Genomic DNA, 16,855 nt, shown 5'->3' on the forward strand with positions numbered 1-16,855 from the left:
TGGGGTGCCTTCGGCCCGCAATATTGCGTTGTCCCGCAATGATATTGGCGCTGTAGCTAGTGGCGCAGTGACCACCGCTATCGGTGTATGCGGTGTACTGCTGGGGCTCACTGCGGTCTTTGGGGTGCTGCCGCAGGTTCGCCTATCCTGGTTGGTGCCGCTGATCGGGGTGGATCTCGATGTCGGCCGACTCGGCGGCTTCTTCATCGCCGTTACCGGTGCCGTGGCCGTCGCCGCGGGCATCTATGGCATCGGATACGCGCGCCGCGAGCGCTTGGGTGCCGCCCCGTTGATAACCCTCCCGGTGTTTGTCGCGGCCATGCTTTTGGTACCCGCCGCGGGTTCGGTGACCACCTTTCTGCTGGTCTGGGAGGTAATGGCGATTACCTCACTCCTCCTGGTGGCAACGAATCATTCCCGTGCCGAGGTTCGTTCGGCCGCGGGATATTACGCGGTCATGACGCAGCTGGGCTTCGCCACCATCTTGTTGGGAATGACGGTGCTGGCCGCAGCGGCAGGGACGAATCGCTTCGCCGAGATGACCGTGTCATCGGATGGAGTTCGCGGCTTCGTATTCGTGTCGACACTGCTGGGGTTCGGCTCCAAAGCGGGCCTGTTGCCTCTGCACGCCTGGCTGCCGCGGGCACACCCGGAATCGCCAAGTCCGGTATCGGCATTGATGAGTGCCGCCATGGTCAACCTCGGTATTTATGGTGTCATCAAAGTCGATCTGCAGCTGCTCGGGCCGGGGCCACAGTGGTGGGGCGTGACACTGCTGGCGGTCGGCGCCGTCTCCGCCGTGTATGGCGTGCTGCAGGCGTCGGTGGCCACCGACCTCAAGCGGCTGCTGGGATATTCGACGATTGAAAACATGGGGCTGGTAACCCTTGCCCTGGGGGCGGGCACGCTGCTGTCCGCGGCCGGCGCCGGGGCGGCCGCCATCATCGCGATGACCGCCGCACTGTTGCACCTGGTCGCCCACGCCGCATTCAAAAGCCTCGGATTTCTGGCCGCCGGATCGGTTCTTTTGGCCACCGAACAGCGCGACCTGGATCGGCTAGGTGGTCTGGCCCGCCGGATGCCATACACCACAGTACTTTTCGGAATTGCCGCGCTGGGCGCGTCCGGGTTGCCGCTGGGTGCGGGATTTGTCAGCGAATGGCTGCTGGTGCAGTCGCTGATTCACGCGCGACCCGAACACAACACCATCGTCGGCCTGGTGACGCCGCTGGGGGTCGGTGCGGTCGCACTGACCACGGGTCTGGGCGTGGCCGCGATGGTGAAGGCATTCGGTACCGGCTTCTTGGCGCGGCCACGGTCGGAGGCAGCGCAGCTGGCGCGCGAAGCTCCGGTCAGCATGCTCATCGGTATGGCCGTGGCCGCCATCGGCTGTGCCGTCGTCGCAATAGCGCCGTTCGTCACCACCGCAACCCTGCAGTCGGTGCTGGATACCCTGCCCGCATCCAGCAATGCCGAACTCACCGATTTGGGCGTGGTGCTGCGGTTGCCCGGTATCGACGGATCCATCTCGCCCACCTTGCTGGCCGCGGCCCTGGCCGCAGCCATGCTGATCGTGGTCGTCCTGGCCCGTTGGGGCGTACGTCATCGACCGAGCACGGTGACCGCGCCGCTATGGGCTTGCGGTGCAGACGAACTCACGCCACGCATGCAGTACACGGCGACGTCCTTTGCCCAGCCGCTGCAACGCGTTTTCGATGACCTGCTGCGGCCCGACACCGGCATCGAGGTAACCCATTTGGAGGGAACCCGCTATCACATAGACAAGATTGCTTATCGCGCCGAGGTGACCGACGCCGTCGAGCAACGCCTCTACGCGCCGGCATTGCGCGCCCTGTCGTGGTGCGCCCAAGCCATCAGATTCGCGCACAACGGAAGTGTGCATCTCTACCTCGGCTATGGAGCGCTCGGTGTGCTCATCGTGTTGGTGGTCGCACGATGAACGTCATGTCCGCCGCGGCCGGTGCTGCACAGATCGGTGGCGTCATGTTCGGAGCGCCGCTGGTGATCGGCTTGATGCGGCAAGTTCGTGCGCGATCTGAAGGACGTTGCGGTGCGGGAGTTTTACAGCCTTGGCGAGACTTGCGCAAGCAGCTGCGCAAGCAACATGTCGTCCCCGAAGGAACCACATCGGTATTTGCGATCGCACCGACGGTGCTGGCGGCCACCACTTTGCTGACAGCCGCGATCGCACCGCTGGTTGCCACCGGTTCACCGCTGGACCCGGTCGGCGATCTGTTCGTGGTGGTGGGGCTGCTGTTCCTGGGCACCGTCGCGCTGACGCTGGCCGGAATCGACACCGGCACATCCTTCGGCGGCATGGGTGCCAGTCGGGAGATCGCCATCGCCGCCCTGGTGGAACCAACGATTCTGTTGGCGGTCTTCGCGTTGTCCATTCCGGCGAGGTCAGCCAATCTAGGGGCCATCGTTGCTTTTAGCGTTGACAACCCCGCGGAGGTGGTATCGATCGCGGGGATCCTGGCCTTCGTCGCCTTGGTGATCGTCGTGGTCGCGGAGACCGGACGGCTTCCGGTGGACAATCCGGCGACCCACTTGGAATTGACTATGGTGCACGAGGCGATGGTGCTCGAGTACACCGGACCACGACTGGCCGTCATCGAGTGGGCCAGCGGGATGCGGCTTACCGTTCTGCTGGCGTTGTTAGCGAATCTTTTTGTGCCATGGGGCATTGCGGGTGAGCGGCCAAGTCTGATCGGCATCGGGGTCGGTATCGCGGTGATCGGAATCAAGGTGGCCGTTGCTGCCGTCGCGTTGGCGGGCGCGGAAGTCTTCATCGCCAAGCTGCGGCTATTCCGGGTGCCCGAGTTACTGGCCGGGTCCTTCCTGCTGGCGCTGTTGGCCGTCACGTCGGCCAATTTCTTTACGGCCCAGGTGTGATGCGATGACCGATGTCAATTACGCGGGTGTCCTCGATCTGGCGCCGGGCGGTCTGCTGCTGGCCGCGGTGTTGATCGTCTGGCGCCGCGATTTGGGATCCATTGTACGGTTGCTCGCGGCCCAAGGCGTCGCGCTGGCCGCGATACCGATAATTCTTGGCGTTCACTTTCGTGATTGGGAACTCGTCGGTATCGGCGTCGCACTCTTCGCGCTACGCGCCGGGCTGCTGCCGTGGCTGCTAGCCCGTGCGCTCGGGGCCGAAGAGGACCTGCCGCGGGAGGCGACGCCGCTGGTCAACACAACCGCGTCGCTACTGGTCGCGGCGGTTTTGACGGTCGTCGCGCTCGCGGTCACCCGATCCGTTGTAGAGCTGGATTCCAGTGCGGCCGTCAGCGCCGCTCCGGGTGGCCTGGCGGTGGTGTTGATTGCCCTGTTCGTCATGGTGACCAGGCGGCACGCCATCTCCCAGGCGGCGGGATTTCTTATGCTGGACAACGGGATCGCGGCTACAGCGTTCCTACTCACCGCCGGGGTGCCGTTGATCGTCGAAATGGGGGCCTCGTTGGACATCCTCTTCGCGCTGATCGTGCTGGGTGTACTCACCGGACGGCTGCGGCGGGAGTTCGGCGGCACCGATTTGGACCGGCTGCAGAGATTGCGAGACTGATGTCTTTTCTGATTGTGGTCCCGATATTGGCCCCGTCGCTCGCGGCGGTACTGGCGCTGGTGGGTGGCTGGCGCCGCTGGACCGCGGCGCTGACCGTGCTGTCTGCAGTGGCTGTGCTGGGATCTGGGATTGCTCTTGGTGTTCAGACGGCAGCACGACCGCACCTGGCAGCGAGCGGTCTGCTGCGCGTTGATGCGTTGTCGGTGATCATGCTCGTCGTCATCGGTGTCGTCGGCACCCTGGCAACTTGGGCCAGCATCGGATACCTCGATGCGGAACTCGAACACGGTCATACCGATCGTCACGACGCGCGACTCTACGGAGCTCTGACACCGGCGTTCCTGGCGGCCATGGCTGTTGCGGTGTCCGCCAACAACATCGGGATAATCTGGGTCGCCGTCGAGGCCACCACGGTGATTACCGCCTTTTTGGTTGGCCATCGACGCACCCGCACCGCATTGGAGGCGACCTGGAAGTACGTGGTGATCTGCTCGGTCGGTATCGCGGTGGCATTTCTGGGTACGGTGATGCTGTATTTCGCGGCTCGACATGCCGGCCCCGCCGGTGCTAGCGCGCTCAACCTCGATGTCTTGCTCGCCCGCGCGTCGCATCTCGACCCGGCCGTTACCCGACTGGCCGCGGGTCTGCTGTTGGTCGGATACGGGGCGAAGGTGGGTCTGGTTCCGTTCCACGGCTGGTTGGCGGACGCGCACAGCCAGGCGCCGGCGCCCGTCTCCGCGATGCTGAGCGGCGTGTTGCTCTCGGTGGCATTCTCGGTACTAATCCGGCTCCGGCCGATCATCGACGCCGCGGTCGGACCCGGCTTCTTGCGCTCCGGACTGCTGACCGTTGGGCTCGCGACGGTGCTCATTGCGGCGTTATTGCTCAGTGTCGTCACGGATCTCAAACGCATGCTGGCGTACTCGTCGATGGAGAATATGGGCCTCATCGCGATCGCGGCGGCCGCGGGCACCAGGCTGGCGATCGCGGCCTTGCTACTGCATGTGCTTGCACATGGCATCGGTAAGACGGTGCTGTTTCTGGCCGGCGGGCAGCTGCAGGCCGCGCATGACTCGACGGCCATCGCCGATATCACGGCGGTGCTGTCGCGGTCCCGATTGGTCGGTGTCTCGTTCGCCGTCGGCGTCATCGTGCTGCTCGGGTTGCCACCCTTCGCGATGTTCGCCAGCGAGGTGTCGATCGCTCGGTCCCTGGCCGATGCCGGCCTGGCCTGGGCGCTTGGCATCGCGTTGTTGTTGATGGTGGTGGCTTTCGCCGCCTTGGTCGCCAACGCGCGGCGGATCCTGCTGGGCGCACCGACCGTCGGTGCCCCGCGGATCGCGGCGCCCGCCACCGTGGCGACGGCGCTGGTGGCGGGTGTATTGGCATGCATCGTATTGGGGGTGACGGCCGGCCCGCTCGCCGGCTGGTTCGGGGCGGCCGCCGGTCAGCTCGGGGCGGGCTGATGGGGAGCAAGACGGTCCGCCACCCGGTATCCGGCGATGAACTCGCCGATTCGGTGCAGGAGCTGTTCGCCGCCGGCTATCGGTTAGCCCTGGTGGCCGCCCACGACGACGTCGGCGCGCTGCGAATCGTGTACCTGCTGGTGGCCGGACATCCGGACCGTCGAGTCGAGCTGACGCTGACCATCGGCGCGGGAAGTCCGTCGATCCCGTCGCTGGCGCATCTGTCCATCCCGGCGGGCCGCTTCGAGCGGGAAATGATGGACCTGTACGGCGTTGAGCCAGTTGGACATCCACAACCACGCCGGTTGGTGCGGCACGCCCATTGGCCGCAAGATTGGCATCCGATGCGCCAGAACGCCGGTCAGCCGCCGCCGTTCGCCACCGTGGGACGGTTTCCGTTCGTCACCGTCGAGGGACCCGGGGTGTACGAAATCCCGGTGGGACCGGTCCATGCCGGTTTGATCGAGCCGGGGCATTTCCGCTTCTCGGTCATCGGCGAATCGGTGCTGCGCCTTAAGGCGCGATTGTGGTTCGTGCACCGCGGTATCGAGAAGCTCTTCGAGGGGCGAAATGCCTTCAGCGCCACCGATGCCGTGGCGCTCGCCGAACGAATCAGCGGTGACAGCTCGGCCGCACACTGTCTCGCCTACAGCCTGGCCGTCGAAGATGCCTTGGGATTCGATGCGCCCGACCCGGTGCACCGGCTGCGGGCTCTGCTGGTCGAACTGGAACGGCTCTACAACCATGTGACCGATCTGGGTGCGCTAGCCAACGATGTGGGGTTTGGCTTGGCCAACGCCCATGCGCAGGGCGTGCGGGAACGAGTGTTGCGGATCAATCACCGGGTCACCGGACATCGCCTGCTGCGTGGCGCTATCCGGCCTGGCGGCGTTGTGCTGCAACAGCTTCCGGATCCCGACGAGCTGCGGGCGTTGGCTGCCGACGTTGCCGAGATCAGCGAACTCACGCTGCGAAATTCGGTGGTCTATGACCGGTTCGCCGACACCGCGGTGTTGGGTCGCGACGACGCGCATGCTCTTGGGTGTCTGGGTTACGTGGCGCGTTCCAGTGGCATCCCCACCGATGCCCGTCTCGATCACCCGACGACCACGTTGCCGGTCGCCGCGATGCGTGCTGCAAAGGGGGACGTACTCGCCCGCTACACGATTCGGCGTGACGAATTTGCGGCGTCGGTCGATCTGGCTTGCGACTTGATCGAGAATCACCGCGGCTCCCTGCGGTGGGTGGCCCCGCCACCACCGCCGTCGGGTGCGCAGTCGGGGGTAGGAATCGTCGAAGGTTGGCGCGGTGCGGTGGTGCAGCGGGTGGAAGTGGACGCATCCGGGATGATCACCCGATGCAAGGTCGTCGACCCGTCATGGTTCAACTGGCCCGCATTGCCGGTCGCGATGGCCGACACGATCGTCCCGGACTTTCCGCTGGCGAATAAGAGCTTCAACCTCTCCTATGCCGGTAATGACCTGTAACGGCCGAGCAGACGCAGAATCGCACAAGATCGTCGATCTTGATGCGATTCTGCGTCTGCTGGCGGCAGGTTCGCGGGATATTGCGACCCGAGGGCCGTAACGGTGGCGGGGTACGGCACGATGGTCGGGTGCCCGACGATGCGGCCGACCCCGACCTCCTGATCGACTTCAAAAGTGTTGCCCTGCGCCGTGCCGGCCGCACCTTGGTGGGTCCGCTGGATTGGGCCGTCGAACTTGACGAACGCTGGGTGATCATCGGCCCCAACGGAGCCGGCAAGACGTCGTTATTGCGCATCGCCGCGGCATCCGAGCACCCATCGTCGGGTGTCGCCTTCGTGCTCGGCGAACGACTGGGCCGGGTGGACGTTGCCGAGTTGCGGTCGCGGATCGGGCTAAGTTCGTCGGCGCTGGCGCAACGGATACCCACCGACGAAGTGGTGCGTGACCTGGTCGTCTCGGCTGGCTATTCGGTGTTGGGCCGATGGCGAGAGCGATACGAGGACATGGACTATCGCCGCGCGCTCGACATGCTTGAAAGCCTGGGCGCCGAACACCTGGCCGGCCGCACCTACGGCACCCTGTCGGAGGGGGAGCGCAAGCGGGTGCTCATCGCCCGGGCATTGATGACCGATCCGGAATTGCTGCTGCTCGATGAGCCCGCTGCCGGCCTGGACCTGGGTGGACGGGAGGAATTGGTGGCGCGGCTGGCCGATCTGGCGGCCGACCCCGACGCACCCGCCCTAGTTCTGGTCACCCACCACGTGGAGGAGGTTCCGCCCGGGTTCAGTCACTGCCTGCTGTTGTCGGAGGGCGCGGTGGTGGCATCGGGCCTGTTGCCCGACGTGCTGACCGCCGAGAACCTGTCCATCGCGTTCGGTCAACAGATCGCAGTGGAGTTCGTCGATGGGCGATATTTCGCTCGGCGGGTCCGTAGCCGCGCAGCCCATCGGAGGCAGCTATGAATGCAACGCAAGAACACCCGCCGTTGGTGCCGCGCCCGGCCGCAACGGTGATGCTGGTTCGAGACGCGGAGCCCGATTCGGCGGCCGGCTTGTCGGTGTTCCTGATGCGACGGCACGCTGGCATGGAATTCGCCGCCGGCGTGATGGTGTTTCCTGGCGGCGGCGTCGATGACCGCGACCGCGACGCCGAACTGGGCCGGTTGGGGGCTTGGGCCGGCCCGCCGCCGCTGTGGTGGGCGCAACGTTTCGGTATCAAACCCGACCTGGCCGAAGCGCTGGTCTGCGCCGCGGCTCGGGAGACGTTCGAGGAGTCCGGGGTGCTGTTCGCCGGGCCGGCCGGTGACCCCGACAGCATCGTCCGCGACGCGTCGGTCTACCGCGATGCCCGGGCGGCACTGGCCGATCACAGCTTGTCTTTTGCCGACTTTCTGCGGCGCGAAAGCCTGGTGTTGCGCTCGGATCTGCTACGGCCCTGGGCGAACTGGGTCACCCCCGAAGCCGAACGGACCCGCCGCTACGACACCTTTTTCTTTGTGGGAGCGCTGCCGGAGGGTCAGCGTGCCGACGGCGAGAACACCGAATCAGACCGCGCGGATTGGATATCGCCGCGGCAAGCCATCGAAGACTTCGCCGCCGGCCACACCTTCCTGCTGCCGCCGACCTGGACCCAGCTGGACGCGCTGAGCGGCCGCACCGTGGCTGACGTGCTGGCCGTCGAGCGCACGATCGTGCCGGTCCAGCCCAACCTGGAGTTGAAGGGCGACAACTGGGAGATCGAGTTTTTTGACTCCGACCGCTACAACCAGGCGCGAATCGCAGGCGGCTCGACCGTATGGCCGCTGTGAGCGAGTTCGTCAGCGTCGTCGGCCCGGCCGGCCCAGCCGGACCCGCCGGTGTGGCCACGGTGATCGTCGCGCGACCGCCGACCAACGCGATGACCCGTCAGGTCTACCGGGAAATCGTCGCCGCGGCCGAGGAGGTAGGCCGTCGTGACGACATCGTCGCGGTGATCCTGTTCGGTGGTCACGAAATCTTCTCCGCCGGCGATGACATGCCCGAACTGCGGACTCTTGATGTATCGGAGGCCCAAACCGCGGCCCGGCTGCGTCATGCGGCCATCGAGGCGGTGGCGGCGATCCCGAAGCCCACGGTGGCCGCAATCACCGGCTACGCGCTCGGCGCCGGCCTCACGCTGGCGTTGGCGGCCGATTGGCGGGTCAGTGGTGACAACGTGCGGTTCGGTGCGACCGAGATCCTGGCCGGGCTGATCCCCGGCGGGGGAGGCATGGCGCGCCTGACTCAGGTGGTGGGTGCCAGCCGGGCCAAGGAGCTGGTGTTCAGCGGGCGGTTCTTTGACGCGGAGGAAGCGTTGTCGCTGGGCCTGATCGACCACATGGTGGCTCCCGACGACGTGTACGACGCCGCCGTGGCATGGGCGCGTCGCTTTCTCGATGGCCCGCCCACGGCCCTGGCCGCGGCCAAGGCCGTCATCAACAGCGTCGTACACGCCGAACCGGACGCCGAACAGCGTCGCTATATCGAAGTGTTCGCCGCTGCTCAAGGCGGTGCCGGCAGGGACGACCACGACGGCGGTTAGGCTGCCCTCCATGACGAGCACTACGCAAATTCCCGGCAACGAGGCCGTAGCGAAGCCCGATGTCGCCGCTGACGCGGCTCCGAAGTCGGAAGTCGCCGCTGACGCGGCTCCGAAGTCGGAAGTCGCCGCTGACGCGGCTCCGAAGTCGGAAGTCGCCGCTGACGCGGCTCCGATGCCACATGCCACCGCCGAACAGGTGGAGGCCGCGCGGCACGACAGCAAGCTTGCTCAGGTGCTCTACCACGATTGGGAGGCCGAGTCCTACGACGAGAAGTGGTCGATCTCCTACGACCAAAGATGCGTCGAATACGCCCGCGGCCGGTTCGACGCCATCGTGCCCGAGGAGGTCAGCGCCGAACTGCCGTATGACCGTGCGCTCGAACTTGGCTGCGGGACCGGCTTTTTTCTGCTCAACCTGATCCAGGCGGGTGTGGCCCGGCGTGGCTCGGTCACTGATCTGTCACCGGGCATGGTCAAGGTCGCCACCCGAAATGGGCAGTCACTGGGCCTCGACATCGATGGTCGGGTGGCCGACGCCGAGGGCATCCCGTATGACGACGACACCTTCGACCTGGTGGTGGGGCATGCGGTGTTACATCACATCCCAGACGTCGAGCTATCGCTGCGCGAGGTGATGCGGGTGTTGAAGCCGGGCGGCCGGTTCGTGTTCGCCGGCGAGCCGACTACGGTCGGCAACGAATATGCCCGCACGCTGTCCACCCTGACCTGGCGCATCGCCACCACCGTCACCAAACTCCCTGGCCTGGGCGGTTGGCGGCGACCGCAGGCCGAGCTCGACGAATCCTCGCGGGCCGCGGCGTTGGAGGCGGTCGTCGACCTGCACACCTTCACCCCGGCCGAGCTGGAGCGGATGGCCACCAACGCGGGCGCCGTTGCCGTGGAGACCGCCAGCGAAGAATTCAGCGCCGCCATGTTCGGCTGGCCCGTGCGCACCTTCGAATCCTCGGTGCCGCCCGGGCGGCTGGGCTGGGGTTGGGCGCAGTTCGCGTTCAATGGATGGAAGGCGCTGAGCTGGCTGGACGCCAACGTGTGGCGGCACATTGCGCCTAAGGGTTGGTTCTACAACGTGATGATCACCGGGGTTAAACCCTCCTGAGCGGGGACTGCACAGGGCTGGAATTCAGCACCGACGACGTCGGCTACCTGCGGTCGGAATCTGGTGCCGCGGCCTTGCGAGAGGTCGCCGAGTTAGCACTGACCGATGACACCCGCATTGCCGATATCGCTGCGATCCGTGCCCGATTCGGCAATCGCGCCGCCGTCCTGGTAGAAACGACGCTGCTGCGGCGACGTGCCCCCGAGAAGCTCGGCCAACTGGGCGAGTTCGACGATGTAGCGGACTGGCTCTTCACTGACACGGCGCTGCAGCAGGCCACGGTGGCGGTCGTGGCGCGCCACCGCGCCGAGCGGCTGGCCGGCCAGGTGGTGCACGACGTGACCTGTTCCATCGGCACCGAGGTGGCCGCGCTGCGCCGGGTATCGGCTCGGGTGCTCGGCAGCGACCTCGACCCGGTACGGCTGCTGATGGCGCGCCACAATCTGGGCCCCGACGCCGATCTGTGCCGCGCCGACGCGTTACGCCCGGTGACGCGGGATGCGGTCGTCGTCGCCGATCCCGCGCGTCGCAGCGACGGCCGGCGGCGCTTCAGCCCCGCCGATTACCGGCCCGCGCTGGGCCCGCTGCTGGATACCTACCGCGGCCGGCAACTCGTGGTGAAATGTGCTCCCGGACTAGCATTCGACCAGTTGAGCGGCTTGGGCTTCGACGGCGAAATCGAGGTGACGTCATACCGCGGTTCGGTTCGGGAGGCATGCCTGTGGTCGCTCGGGCTGGCCGAACCGGGGGTGCGCCGCCGAGCCAGCATTCTCGATCGCGGCGAGCAGATCACCGATACCGAGCCCGATGATTGCGGGGTGCGGCCGGCCGGGCGATGGATCGTCGATCCCGACGGCGCGGTGGTCCGAGCCGGCCTGGTGCGCCAGTACGCGAGGCGGCACGGGCTGTGGCAACTCGATCCCGACATCGCCTATCTCTCCGGTGACCGGCTGCCAGCGGGGGTGCGGGGCTTCGAGGTACTCGAGCAGCTGGCCTTCGAGGAGCGTCGGTTGCGTCGGGTCCTGTCCGCACTCGATTGCGGAGCGTTGGAGATCCTGGTTCGAGGCGTATCGGTGGACCCCGACGCTCTGCGCAGACGGCTGCGGCCGCGTGGCAGCCGACCGCTGTCGGTGGTCATCACCCGTATCGGTTCGGGGCGCGCCAGTCACGCAGCGGTATTCGTTTGCTGCCCCTCGCGGTAGCGTCCGGGTACGCTGGCGGCGGTCAACCCTTTGCGACGCCACTGCCCCTTTGGTCTGCGAGGAATTCGACGATGCGTCTTCTGATTGCGACCGCAGTCCTTGCTGCTGCGGTCCTGCTAGCGTGGCCGGCGAACGCGGCCCCGCCGTCGTGTGCCAGCCTCGGCGGTTCACTCGAGGCTTCCCAGATTTGCCATATTCATGCCTCGGGATCCACTTACACCCTGGACATTACGTTTCCGGTGGACTACCCCGATCAGCAGGTGCTGACCGACTACATCACGCAGAACCGCGATGGCTTCATCAATGTGGCAAAGGCGTCCGGACGGCGTGACCATCCTTACCAAATGGACGCCACCACCGAACAACACAGCGCCGGCCAGCCACCGCACAACACCCGCAGCGTGGTGCTCAAGTTCTTTCAGGATCTCGGCGGTGCACACCCATTTACCTGGTACAAGGCATTCAACTACAACATTGGGGCCAAGCAGCCCATCACCTTCGACACGCTGTTCGTCCCCGGCACCTCGCCGCTGGACACCATCTTTCCGATCGTGCAGCGAGAGCTAGAGCATCAGACCGGGCTGGGCGTGGTGATATTGCCGTCCAACGGTCTCGACCCGACCCACTATCAGAATTTCGCCATCACCGACGACGACCTGATCTTCTACTTCGCTCAGGGTGAGCTGCTGCCGTCGTTTGCCGGCGCGACTCAGGTCCAGGTGCCGCGCAGCGCCATCCCGAAACTGGCCATCTGAGCATCTACACCGGACCGGCCATCGACTCCATCGCGGCCGCGCCGAGGCCCAGCGCCACCTGCGCCACACACCCGCCCACCGGTACCACAAACGCCACCACGTGCCGCGTGAGACGGAACACGGTGATGATGAGGTCGGCGAGAAAGATCACGATGCCGGCCCAAAACCCGAGCGCCAGGGCGCGGTCGACCCAGGACGGATCACCACAGGTCTGCGAACCGCACGGGTCGGTACCCATCACGAGCACTCCCAGCACCAACATGGTCAACACGAACAAGAAGGCGTGTGCGATCAGGAAGATGATGGTGAGGGCGACGTCGAGCGCTCGGCTGGGTCGGCCGCGCGCGCTGTCTTTGGTCGACCTCACAACCGCCTGATCGTCGCTCGACATCCAACAAGTATGGCCGTTAAGCCGGCGCGAAACTGTAGACCTGGCCGTCGCTGGTGGTCGCCACCACGCGGCGATCAAGGCCGATCGACACCCCCACCGGATAGCCAGTGGCCGCGGGAAGCGGATAGCTGTTGACTGTTTGGCCGTTGGCCGGGTCGAAGACCAGCAGCGACAAGCCGGGTCCGCCGTCATGGGGGGGACCCGGAACCACGGTGTAGCCGACCTCGCCGGCGGCCAGGCTGGACGTCGACAACGGTGTGACGTCATCGCGGCGCCAGGCCTGGTCGGCGTGGTCGCCGATGTCTCGGAACGCGGCCAGTCGGGTGTCGGGGCCCCCGCCGGACACGATCAGGCCCCCCGGGGTGACTGCGGGTGGCGTCTGGGCCAGGAAGCCCAGCGGTATCGACCACTTCACCTTGCCGTCGGCGGCGCGCAGCGCCCATAACCGTTGGTCGCGGCCGTTGACGTAGACCGTCGCCCCATCGGCGGACAGCACCGGGCTGGCGAGCACACCGTCTCTGACGGCGTCACTGGTCCACTCTCGGACCAGCTGTCCGGAGTGGTATTTCAGGCCAACCAGACCGGCCGCCGGCGCGCCGGGTTGCCAGACACCAACCACCACGGTGCCGGTCACCTCGGAAAATGCGGGGGCGGCCGCCACCGGGCAACCCGGCCGGGCCGGAGCGCAATCGGCCAAGCCGCGCGTCGAATCGGTCGGGTCGACGCCATCCACCAAATCCACCGGACTGCCGATCACCATGCCGCGGTGGGCGTCGAAAACCACCATCTGACCCAAATGCGTGGTGACGAGCAGGTGGCCATGTCCCAGGAATCTTGGGGTGGCAGGCATCCCGATCACCGGCTGCCGCCACCGTGTCCATTGAGTGACGGGAAAGGAGACGATGGCCCCGGGCTGTCCGACGTAGAGGTTGTCGAACCCGTCGAACAGCGGACCGGCGAAGCCGCCGCCCTGGACCAGCCGGACACACCATCGCTGCCGGCCGTGGTCGTCGTTTTCCCATTCCATCAGCGAACACCCGGCCGGCGTCTGCCCATTGAGAGCAAGGTATCCGCGCCCGCTCAGCGCTGGCCCGGCGCCCAGGCTTCCCTTGACCGACCGTGTCCAGCGCAGCGCGAGCTTGGTGGCCCCACCGGTGGTGGTGTAACTGCTGTTGGCCGCGTCGCCGTACTGGGCCGGCCAGCCCTGCGCGGGCGCGGCGTCCACCCACGAGTCGGTATTGCCGCAGCCGCCGAGACCGACGGTGACCACGGCTGCGAGAACGGTTGTCAGGAGACCTCGGACAGGCGCCAGATGATTTCGCAGGGTTCCCCAATCCTTCCGCTACGCGGGTCGCTGACGGGCTGGTCCGACCGATCGGCATCAACAGCGATCGAGTACAGGTGAGGGTAACCCGTGCCGACTCGCGGGTGGCTGATCGCCCGACCGCTTCTCGGGTGGCATGCATCCAGCTCGATAGGTTTCTGGCCGTCAGGCTAGGCTTTCCGGCCATGACGAGCATGTGGGGCGCGCCGCTTCATCGCCGTTGGCGTGGCTCGCGGTTGCGGGATCCGCGCCAGGCAAGATTCCTGACGCTGGCATCGCTGAAATGGGTGCTGGCCAATCGCGCCTACACCCCGTGGTACCTGGTGCGCTACTGGCGGCTGCTGAAGTTCAAGCTCGCCAACCCCCACATCATCACCCGCGGCCTGGTCTTTCTCGGTAAGGGTGTGGAGATCCACGCGACCCCTGAGCTGGCGCAGCTGGAGATCGGCCGCTGGGTGCACATCGGGGACAAGAACACCATCCGCGCCCACGAAGGGTCACTGCGGTTCGGGGACAAGGTGGTGCTCGGCCGCGACAACGTCATCAACTGTTACCTCGATATCGAACTGGGTGACTCGGCGTTGATGGCCGACTGGTGTTACGTCTGCGATTTCGATCACCGGATGGACGACATCAACGTCCCGATCAAGGACCAGGGCATTGTCAAGTCGCCGGTGCGGATCGGGCCCGACACCTGGGTCGGTGTCAAGGTGACGGTGCTGCGCGGCACCTCCGTGGGACGGGGTTGTGTGCTGGGGGCGCACGCGGTGGTCCGCGGCGTGATCCCGGACTATTCGATTGCCGTTGGTTCGCCCGCCAAGGTAGTCAAGAACCGTCAGCTGTCTTGGGAGACGTCGGCAGCTCAGCGCGCCGAACTGGCCGCCGCGCTGGCCGACATCGAACGTAAGAAGACTGCCCACTAGGCCACCCCCGGGTCCACCGGATCGGCGTGGGTCGTGAGATTCCGGGGCACCCCTGATGGCCCGCCGCTATTCGGGGTGGTCGTCAACCTTGAAGTCGAAGCTGACATCACCCGCGTCGACGCTGGTGACGATGACGCTGATGCCGTACTTCTTGCTGCCGTCGGTGAGTTGGCAACGCAGTGTTGCGCCCTCGACGCCCTTGAGATTGTCGGGGCAGGTCAGCGCATCGGGCCGTTCGCCGACCTGCTGATACAGCTTGTCGCTGATAATGCGGGCGACCTTATCCTTGTCGACGGTCTCCACCATGTCGAACTTGACGTCACTGCCGTTGACGCTGGTCACCGTAACGTTCACGTTGTACGTCGAGCCTTTGACCTGCATTTCGCAGTTCAGCTGCGCCCCGACCTTGGCCGGTAGATTGCCCGGACACGTCACCGATTCGGGCTTGTTGCCGGCGGCGTCGGTCATCTTGGCGGTGATCTGTTGGACCACATCTTCCTTACTCACCGAATGCGACGAACCGATCGAACACGAGCAGGCCCCAGCGCTGGCCATCACCCCCAACGCAGCACCTGAGACCAGCAATGTCCGAACGATCGAATAAGCCATATCGCCTCCCTGGCAGTGAAATCTGGGTCAACTGAGAATCGGCTGATAATGACATGTCAGACGGCCCCCTGGAAAGCGAATCCGACAATCGCTCATCCTCCGCTGATGCTGCGATAGCGGCGCAGCGCTTCGGAGCGCTCGGCGTCATGATCGACGATTGGCGGGGGATATCCCGGCGGTCGTCGACCTTTACGCAGGTGAACGTCGTCGACGTCGCGCAGTTCGGGGATCCAACGCCGAATGTAATCCCCTGAGGGATCGAACCTTTCGGCCTGCGTGATGGGGTTGAACACGCGAAAATAGGGGGCGGCGTCGGTGCCGCTGCCGGCACACCACTGCCAGCCGTGCTGATTGCTCGCAATATCGCCATCGGTTAGTTGGTCCAGGAACCATGCCGCACCCCACTGCCACGGCAGATGTAGGTCCTTGATCAAGAACGACGAGGCGATCATCCGGACCCGGTTGTGCATGAACCCGGTCTCACGCAGCTGCCGCATCCCCGCGTCGACCAGTGGAAACCCCGTTTCGCCCGCCTTCCACGATTCGAAGAGGCGCTCAGCTTCGGCGCCGGTGTCGGTCTGGATGGCGTCGAAGTCGGTGTTCCAGTTGCGCCACACGCTGTCCGGCCAGTGCCACAATACCGTGGCATAGAAGTCTCGAAATGCCAACTCCCGCAAATAACTTCGTTCTCCGTCGGCACGCAAGTCCATGTTGGCAACCATGGTTCTGGGATGGATGGTGCCGAACTTCAGGTGCGCTGACATCCTGCTGGTGCCGTTGAGGTCGGGTCTGTCGCGCTCCTGCGGGTAGCGGCTTATCCCGTCGTCGACGAACGCCGCCCACTCCAGCAGCGCCGCGGACTCGCCGGCCGCAAGCTCAAGGGTGGCACCGGGGTCGGGGATTTCGCACTGGTGCACGGCCACCTGCGCCGGATCCAGCCAGTGCGCGGAATTGGGGCCCGATTTTGCCGGTGGCCGCCAACCGATTTCGTGCCATTTGCGGAAAAACGGTGTGAACACTCTGTAGGGGCCGCCGTTATTCTTGGTGACGCGGCCCGGCGAAACCAGGTACGGCGAGCCGGTCGCGACCAGTGGCACCGATCCCAGTGCTGAGCGCACTCGGTCATCACGGCGTCTGCCGAACGGTGAGAAATCGTTGGAAATATGCACCGAGGTGGCGCCGATATCCTTGACAATGTGGGGAATTCGCTCCTCGGGCCGCCCGCGGGTGACCAACAATCGGCCATCCAGCCCGTCGCGCAGCTGCCTTAGCGAGTCTGCCAGGAACTGCAGGCGACGGCGTCCCGCCGAAGCCTCCAGACGTGGATCGAGCACAAAGCAGGCGAGCACATCATCGCTGCCGCCGGCAGCGGCCAACGCGGGGTGATCGCGCAACCGCAGGTCGCGACGAAACCACAACAGCGCCGGTGCCATCGGGGG

Annotated in this window: 16 protein-coding genes; 12 read left to right on the plus strand and 4 right to left on the minus strand. The window is 65.7% G+C overall.

The window, feature by feature from the left end; translation table 11 throughout:
- Positions 1 to 4 precede the first annotated feature (4 nt).
- The 11 genes from MB901379_RS07085 to MB901379_RS07135 all read left to right on the plus strand — a co-directional run bounded on the left by MB901379_RS07085 (position 5) and on the right by MB901379_RS07135 (position 12,169).
- Positions 5 to 1,960 carry a proton-conducting transporter transmembrane domain-containing protein gene (locus MB901379_RS07085; protein ID WP_232022092.1) on the plus strand — a complete coding sequence of 652 codons (1,956 nt, stop codon included), beginning with the start codon at positions 5 to 7 and terminating at the stop codon, positions 1,958 to 1,960.
- A gap of 5 nt (positions 1,961 to 1,965) precedes the next feature.
- Positions 1,966 to 2,916 carry a respiratory chain complex I subunit 1 family protein gene (locus tag MB901379_RS07090; RefSeq protein WP_158019012.1) on the plus strand — a complete coding sequence of 317 codons (951 nt, stop codon included), beginning with the start codon at positions 1,966 to 1,968 and terminating at the stop codon, positions 2,914 to 2,916.
- A 4-nt stretch (positions 2,917 to 2,920) separates the two neighbouring features.
- Entirely contained in the window at positions 2,921 to 3,583 is a 663-nt protein-coding gene (locus MB901379_RS07095) for a hypothetical protein (RefSeq protein WP_158015969.1), read from the plus strand.
- Positions 3,583 to 5,049, plus strand: a complete 1,467-nt coding sequence (locus tag MB901379_RS07100) for a proton-conducting transporter transmembrane domain-containing protein (RefSeq protein ID WP_158015970.1) — start codon at positions 3,583 to 3,585, stop codon at positions 5,047 to 5,049. The genes MB901379_RS07095 and MB901379_RS07100 overlap by 1 nt, the downstream gene beginning before the upstream one ends.
- Entirely contained in the window at positions 5,049 to 6,536 is a 1,488-nt protein-coding gene (locus MB901379_RS07105) for a hydrogenase large subunit (protein ID WP_158015971.1), read from the plus strand. Before MB901379_RS07100 ends, MB901379_RS07105 begins: the two co-directional genes overlap by 1 nt.
- An 80-nt stretch (positions 6,537 to 6,616) precedes the next feature.
- Positions 6,617 to 7,498 carry an ABC transporter ATP-binding protein gene (locus MB901379_RS07110; RefSeq protein ID WP_408632367.1) on the plus strand — a complete coding sequence of 294 codons (882 nt, stop codon included), beginning with the start codon at positions 6,617 to 6,619 and terminating at the stop codon, positions 7,496 to 7,498.
- The gene (locus MB901379_RS07115) at positions 7,495 to 8,343 is read left to right on the plus strand and encodes an NUDIX hydrolase (protein ID WP_158015973.1); all 849 of its coding nucleotides are present in this window, start codon (positions 7,495 to 7,497) and stop codon (positions 8,341 to 8,343) included. Before MB901379_RS07110 ends, MB901379_RS07115 begins: the two co-directional genes overlap by 4 nt.
- Positions 8,340 to 9,095: an enoyl-CoA hydratase gene (locus MB901379_RS07120; protein ID WP_158019013.1), complete on the plus strand. Its 756-nt coding sequence runs from the start codon at positions 8,340 to 8,342 to the stop codon at positions 9,093 to 9,095. The genes MB901379_RS07115 and MB901379_RS07120 overlap by 4 nt, the downstream gene beginning before the upstream one ends.
- Positions 9,096 to 9,267: 172 nt before the next feature.
- Positions 9,268 to 10,212 carry a class I SAM-dependent methyltransferase gene (locus MB901379_RS07125; protein ID WP_158019014.1) on the plus strand — a complete coding sequence of 315 codons (945 nt, stop codon included), beginning with the start codon at positions 9,268 to 9,270 and terminating at the stop codon, positions 10,210 to 10,212.
- On the plus strand, positions 10,209 to 11,414 hold the full coding sequence (locus MB901379_RS07130; protein ID WP_408632368.1) for a THUMP-like domain-containing protein: 1,206 nt from the start codon (positions 10,209 to 10,211) through the stop codon (positions 11,412 to 11,414). Before MB901379_RS07125 ends, MB901379_RS07130 begins: the two co-directional genes overlap by 4 nt.
- Before the next feature lie 71 nt (positions 11,415 to 11,485).
- A complete protein-coding gene (locus tag MB901379_RS07135) occupies positions 11,486 to 12,169 on the plus strand; it encodes an esterase (protein WP_158015974.1) in 684 nt (227 codons plus the stop codon).
- A 4-nt stretch (positions 12,170 to 12,173) separates the two neighbouring features.
- Here MB901379_RS07135 and MB901379_RS07140 read toward each other — a convergent pair whose 3' ends face one another.
- Entirely contained in the window at positions 12,174 to 12,560 is a 387-nt protein-coding gene (locus MB901379_RS07140) for a hypothetical protein (protein ID WP_158015975.1), read from the minus strand.
- A 16-nt stretch (positions 12,561 to 12,576) separates the two neighbouring features.
- Complete coding sequence (locus tag MB901379_RS07145) at positions 12,577 to 13,872, minus strand: outer membrane protein assembly factor BamB family protein (RefSeq protein WP_408632369.1); 1,296 nt, start codon at positions 13,870 to 13,872, stop codon at positions 12,577 to 12,579.
- A 197-nt stretch (positions 13,873 to 14,069) separates the two neighbouring features.
- On the opposite strand from MB901379_RS07145, the gene MB901379_RS07150 reads away from it, so the two are divergent.
- The gene (locus tag MB901379_RS07150; protein WP_158015976.1) at positions 14,070 to 14,807 is read left to right on the plus strand and encodes an acyltransferase; all 738 of its coding nucleotides are present in this window, start codon (positions 14,070 to 14,072) and stop codon (positions 14,805 to 14,807) included.
- A 66-nt stretch (positions 14,808 to 14,873) separates the two neighbouring features.
- Here the strand turns inward: MB901379_RS07150 and MB901379_RS07155 are convergent, their stop codons facing one another.
- Positions 14,874 to 15,416: an anti-apoptotic protein gene (locus MB901379_RS07155; RefSeq protein ID WP_158015977.1), complete on the minus strand. Its 543-nt coding sequence runs from the start codon at positions 15,414 to 15,416 to the stop codon at positions 14,874 to 14,876.
- Positions 15,417 to 15,508: 92 nt separating this feature from the next.
- Positions 15,509 to 16,849, minus strand: coding sequence for a cryptochrome/photolyase family protein (locus MB901379_RS07160; RefSeq protein ID WP_158015978.1), 1,341 nt, complete (start codon positions 16,847 to 16,849; stop codon positions 15,509 to 15,511).
- Between the last annotated feature and the right edge of the window lie 6 nt (positions 16,850 to 16,855).

The organism is Mycobacterium basiliense, assembly GCF_900292015.1.
Classification (GTDB): Bacteria; Actinomycetota; Actinomycetes; order Mycobacteriales; family Mycobacteriaceae; genus Mycobacterium; species Mycobacterium basiliense.

Excerpts from the sequence above, each read along its gene's own strand:
- MB901379_RS07125 (WP_158019014.1), top strand. The coding sequence starts at position 9,268 with ATGCCACATGCCACCGCCGAACAGGTGGAGGCCGCGCGGCACGACAGC.
- MB901379_RS07100 (WP_158015970.1), top strand. The coding sequence starts at position 3,583 with ATGTCTTTTCTGATTGTGGTCCCGATATTGGCCCCGTCGCTCGCGGCG.
- MB901379_RS07135 (WP_158015974.1), top strand. The coding sequence starts at position 11,486 with ATGCGTCTTCTGATTGCGACCGCAGTCCTTGCTGCTGCGGTCCTGCTA.
- MB901379_RS07155 (WP_158015977.1), bottom strand. The coding sequence starts at position 15,416 with ATGGCTTATTCGATCGTTCGGACATTGCTGGTCTCAGGTGCTGCGTTG.
- MB901379_RS07140 (WP_158015975.1), bottom strand. The coding sequence starts at position 12,560 with ATGTCGAGCGACGATCAGGCGGTTGTGAGGTCGACCAAAGACAGCGCG.
- MB901379_RS07160 (WP_158015978.1), bottom strand. The coding sequence starts at position 16,849 with ATGGCACCGGCGCTGTTGTGGTTTCGTCGCGACCTGCGGTTGCGCGAT.
- MB901379_RS07090 (WP_158019012.1), top strand. The coding sequence starts at position 1,966 with ATGTCCGCCGCGGCCGGTGCTGCACAGATCGGTGGCGTCATGTTCGGA.
- MB901379_RS07095 (WP_158015969.1), top strand. The coding sequence starts at position 2,921 with ATGACCGATGTCAATTACGCGGGTGTCCTCGATCTGGCGCCGGGCGGT.
- MB901379_RS07105 (WP_158015971.1), top strand. The coding sequence starts at position 5,049 with ATGGGGAGCAAGACGGTCCGCCACCCGGTATCCGGCGATGAACTCGCC.
- MB901379_RS07150 (WP_158015976.1), top strand. The coding sequence starts at position 14,070 with ATGACGAGCATGTGGGGCGCGCCGCTTCATCGCCGTTGGCGTGGCTCG.
- MB901379_RS07115 (WP_158015973.1), top strand. The coding sequence starts at position 7,495 with ATGAATGCAACGCAAGAACACCCGCCGTTGGTGCCGCGCCCGGCCGCA.